The sequence below is a fragment of the Streptomyces sp. CO7 genome, from assembly GCF_053474865.1.
Genome location: NZ_JBRIOU010000002.1, coordinates 72,307 through 77,028 on the forward strand (window position 1 = coordinate 72,307; position 4,722 = coordinate 77,028).

A 4,722-nucleotide genomic window follows, 5' to 3' on the forward strand; every position below is an offset into this window, starting at 1 on the left:
GATCCCCGCCCCGCTGGACGGTGCGCTGGACGCCGCGGAGGAGGCCGTCGACCTGCTGCTCGACTCCGGTCGCGCTCCGGGCGAGGTCCTGCTGATCACCACCGGCGACCCCCACCCGTGGGCCGTCCACGAGCTGTCCTTCGGCGAAGCCGCCTACTGGGCGCAGCACGACGCCGGCGACGACGTCTTCTACGCCGGCGCGGCCGCGCTGGACCGGCTCGCGCCGCGTCCGGTGGCCGTGATCGCCGTCAACGGCGGCACGGACGCCGAGGTGGCCGAGGCGCTGCCGGCCGCGCTGCGCCGGGCCGGTGCGCTGCTGATCGTCTGCGGCGAGCCGCAGCGGGTCGACGCGGCGCTGGGCACCGGGGTCTGATCCCTGGTCCGCCCGCGCCGCGGGCGGACCAGGGACGGTCGTCCCGAACGCCCGGCGGCCACGCGCTCAGCGGGCCGCCGCGCGCCGCAGGATCTCGGACGCCGCCCCGCCCGTGCGGGGCAGCGGAATGGGGGCCGTACCGCCGAACAGTTCGGGCGGTGACTCCAGATGGGGACGCCGGCCGCCGCGGCCCTCGCCCTGGACCTGCCAGCCGTCCCTGGTCAGGGTGATGTAGGCGCCGCAGCGGAGCCCGTGCAGCGTGCAGGCGTCCCGGAGTCCCCACATCCAGGCGCCGTCCTCCTCGGTCCAGCGGCTGTCGCCCTCACGGCAGTACAGCAGCACCGCCGTGTGCACCGGGCTGCGGCGGCGCAGGTCGTGGGGGATCACCCGGCGCAACTGCGCCAGCAGGGCGTTGCGGAACATCCAGCCGTCCGCGGGCGTGCCGGGCCGGCGGACGAACGAAGCGCTGGCGCGCAGCCGTTCGTCCGGGTCGAGGACGGCGACCACCGCGGTGTCGGGCTTGGGCAGGTGCCTGGAATGCAGGCCGTTGACGACCTCGCGAGGGCTTCGCAGCAGCGGCACCTCGGCGGCGCTCCACTCCGCGGGCTCGAGCAGGCGACTGGCGGACGCGGCGGACGGGTCGGCGGACGTCGACGCGGCTGCCGCGGAGGACGGGGCGAATCCGAAGGTCACGGTCCTCCCTTCGGCAGGTACGCCCACAGCGCGGGCGGGGTCGGATTCGGGGGAGCGCACCACGAGGCGCCCGGCCGTTCGACGGCGGGTCAACGCGGGGGCGGATCTCAATTCTCGCCCTCGAACTGAGCGTCGGCAACGAGCAATTGGGACCGCTGACCGCTTTCTGACGTTCCGTCTCCAATATCCCCGCGGCGCAGGCGCGCCAACCGGCGCACAGAGTAATCAGGACGCTCCGGTTCCGCCTGCCGCTCCGGTGAACCGCGAGTTCCGCGTTCCCGGCGACACGCTGCGTGTTCGTCGCCGCGCGCGAGCGGACCGGACCGCGGCCCGGTGGACCCGGGCCGCCCCGCTCAGGCGTGCCGGCGTGCCTGAGCGGCCCGCAGGCTCAGGCCTGCACGGCCAGCACCAGCGGCAGCACCCCGGGCGCCCCCGCCCGGCGCAGGAGCCGGGCCGCCACGGCCAGCGTCCAGCCCGTCTCCGTCCAGTCGTCCACCAGCAGTACGGGCCCGGGAGCGCCCTCCAGCGCGGCGGCCAGGGCGGGCGGCACGACCAGGGAATCGTGCAGGGCCTTGAGCCGCTGCGCGCTGTTGCTCCGGTGCGGCGGCGGGGCGTCCTGGGTGTACTCCACCGAACCCAGCAGCGGCAGCCGCCCCACCTCAGAGATCCGGGCGCCCAGCGAACCGACCAGCTGCGGGCGGGACCGGGAGGCCACCGTCACCACGCCCACCGGCCTGGGCTGTGCCCGCTCCACCCCGGGGGCCCAGCCGCCGGGTCCCTTCGCCCAGTCGGCCAGCACCCCCACCACCGCGCGGGCCACGTCGTCCGGCACCGCCGCGTCGGGGGTCTGCGGAGCCAGCAGCGGGCGCAGTCGGTTGCCCCAGCCGATGTCCGACAGCCGCCCGAGGGCACGGCCCTCGCCGGCCTGCTCGGAGGCGGGGATGCGCCCCTTCAGGTCGACGCCCACGGCCGTCATGCCGGTGGGCCACATCTTGCGGGGCTCCACCTCGACACCGGCCCGGTCCAGGTCCGAACGGGCCGCGTTCACGGCCCCGGTGGAGGCGTCGGCGGTGAAGCGCGCCCCGGCGCAGTTGTCGCACCGGCCGCAGGGCGCGGCCTCCTCGTCGTCCAGCTGACGCCGCAGGAACTCCATCCGGCAGCCGGTGGTGGCGGCGTAGGCGCGCATCGCCTCCTGCTCCGCCTCGCGCTGCCGGGCCACCCACGCGTACCGCTCCGTGTCGTAGGCCCACGGCCGGCCGGTGGCGATCCAGCCGCCCTTCACCCGGCGCACCGCGCCGTCCACGTCCAGGACCTTGAGCATCGTCTCCAGCCGGGACCGGCGCAGCTCGACCAGCGGCTCCAGCGCGGGCAGGGACAGCGGGCGGTCCGCGCCGGCCAGCACGTCCAGGGTGCGGCGCACCGTCTCCTCGGGCGGGAAGGCGAGCGAGGCGAAGTAGCGCCAGATCGCCTCGTCCTCCTTGCCCGGCAGCAGCAGCACCTCCGCGTGGTCCACCCCGCGGCCCGCGCGGCCGACCTGCTGGTAGTAGGCGATCGGCGAGGAGGGTGAACCGAGATGGACGACGAAGCCGAGATCGGGCTTGTCGAAGCCCATGCCGAGCGCCGAGGTGGCGATCAGCGCCTTGACCTTGTTGTGCAGCAGGTCGTCCTCCGCCTGCTGCCGTTCCGCGTTCTCCGTCTTGCCGGTGTACGAGGCCACCGTGTGCCCGCGGCGACGCAGGAAGGCCGTGACCTCCTCGGCCGCCGCGACCGTGAGGGTGTACACGATGCCGGAACCCGGCAGGTCGTCCAGGTGGTCGGCCAGCCAGGCCAGACGGTGCGCTGCGTCGGGCAGTTCGAGGACGCTCAGGCTCAGGCTCTCCCGGTCCAGCGGCCCGCGCAGCACCAGCGCGCCGGAGTCCGCCCCGGCCGCCCCGGTGCCGAGCTGCTCGGCGACGTCCGCCGTCACCCGGGCGTTGGCGGTCGCCGTGGTCGCGAGCACCGGTACGCCCGCGGGCAGCTCCTGCAGCATGGTGCGGAGGCGGCGGTAGTCGGGGCGGAAGTCGTGGCCCCAGTCGGAGATGCAGTGCGCCTCGTCCACCACCAGCAGGCCGGTGGTCGCCGCGAGGGCGGGCAGGACGTTGTCACGGAAGTCCGGGTTGTTCAGCCGCTCGGGACTGACCAGCAGCACGTCCACCGAGCCGGCGGAGATCTCCGCCTGGACCGTCTCCCAGTCCTCCTGGTTGGCGGAGTTGATGGTCCGCGCGTGGATGCCGGCACGGGCCGCCGCCTCCACCTGGTTGCGCATCAGCGCCAGCAGCGGCGAGACGATCACCGTCGGGCCGCTGCCGCGCGCGCGGAGCAGGGACGTCGCCACGAAGTACACCGCCGACTTGCCCCAGCCCGTGCGCTGCACGACCAGGGCGCGGCGGCGGTGGGCGACCAGAGCCTCGACCGCACGCCACTGGTCCTCGCGCAGTTTCGCCCGCCCGGTGGGATCGCCGACGAGCCGGGCGAGGACGGCGTCGGCCTCGGTCCGCAATTCCGTGGTGTCGTGGTGCTGGTCCATGGCTCCATCAAACAGGACGGCGACGACAGGCGCGGTTTGTCCACAGGCCGGTCGTCCACAGCCGAACGGGTGATGGCTTTACGGATCGCCGGTATCGCCCGCATCGTCGCCGTATGACACATCGCGAAGAAATCACCGGTTCGTCCCGGAACGAGACCGACGGGACAGGCACGGCGCCCGGCGGTGCCACGCCGGACTCCCTCCTGTCCCAGGTCACCCTGCGCAGTACCGGCGAGCTCGCCGACGCCCTGCCCTACCTGCTCGGACACCGGCCGGAGGACAGCATGGTGCTGGTCGCCCTCCACGACTCCGGGAAGCAGGGGCGCTTCGGCGGCAGGGCACGACTGGGCATCCCGCCCGAGCCGGCGAACTGGCGGGCCGCCGCCGGTCAGCTGGCGCTGGGCCTGGTGACCGGCAGCGCCCGGCGGGGCTCCACCGTCACCGGGATGGTCGCCTACGTGTGCCAGGAGGCCGGGCCCGGCGAGACCGGGCGGGAGGTCATGGAGCGCCTGCGGCCACTGGCCCAGCTGATGCGCACCGAGTGTGGGCGGCTGGACGTGCCGGTGGTCGAGGCGCTGTGCCTCTCCGGTGGCCGCTACTGGAGCTACTGCTGCTCGGACGCGGCCTGCTGTCCGGCGGAGGGCAGACCCATGGGCCTCCCCGGCACCTCGGTGCTGGCCGCGGCCACGGCCTTCGCCGGGCTCCGCGTCCGAAGCTCGCTGGAGGAGGTGCGGGTGCGGCTGCGTCCCTGGGAGGGCACCTCGGCGGTGGCGGCCCAGGAGGCGGCGCTGGACGGGACGGCGGCCGCGTTGCTGCCGCGCCTGGTCGAGACGGACGGGCGCGCCCAGGTGGCCGAGCTCACCATGGAGCTGGCGGAACAGGTCCATGGCCGGTTCTCCGCCGCCGAGCCGGAGGCGGACGGGCTGGACTCGGACCTCCGCGACGACCAGCTCCTCAGTCACGAGGAGGCCGCGACGCTCGTCCACGGCCTGCAGGACCGCGCCACACGGGACCGGGCGGCGGAGTGGATGGAGGGGGAGGACGCAGCCCCGGCTCTCCGGCTGTGGCGGGCGCTCTCCCGCCGCTGTGT

4 protein-coding genes are annotated in these 4,722 nt (G+C 74.9%); 2 read left to right on the plus strand and 2 right to left on the minus strand.

What is annotated here, in order from left to right:
• Positions 1–373, plus strand: a 373-nt coding sequence (locus ACOV8S_RS02230; RefSeq protein WP_448315774.1) for a hypothetical protein, incomplete at its 5' end; no start/stop codon positions are given.
• A 66-nt stretch (positions 374–439) separates the two neighbouring features.
• Here ACOV8S_RS02230 and ACOV8S_RS02235 read toward each other — a convergent pair.
• The gene (locus ACOV8S_RS02235) at positions 440–1,066 is read right to left on the minus strand and encodes a hypothetical protein (RefSeq protein WP_448315776.1); all 627 of its coding nucleotides are present in this window, start codon (positions 1,064–1,066) and stop codon (positions 440–442) included.
• Positions 1,067–1,454: 388 nt separating this feature from the next.
• The gene (locus ACOV8S_RS02240) at positions 1,455–3,632 is read right to left on the minus strand and encodes a RecQ family ATP-dependent DNA helicase (RefSeq protein WP_448315778.1); all 2,178 of its coding nucleotides are present in this window, start codon (positions 3,630–3,632) and stop codon (positions 1,455–1,457) included.
• A gap of 113 nt (positions 3,633–3,745) precedes the next feature.
• Between ACOV8S_RS02240 and ACOV8S_RS02245 the strand changes: the two genes are divergently transcribed.
• On the plus strand, positions 3,746–4,722 hold a 977-nt coding region (locus ACOV8S_RS02245; protein WP_448315779.1), incomplete at its 3' end, for a DUF4192 domain-containing protein.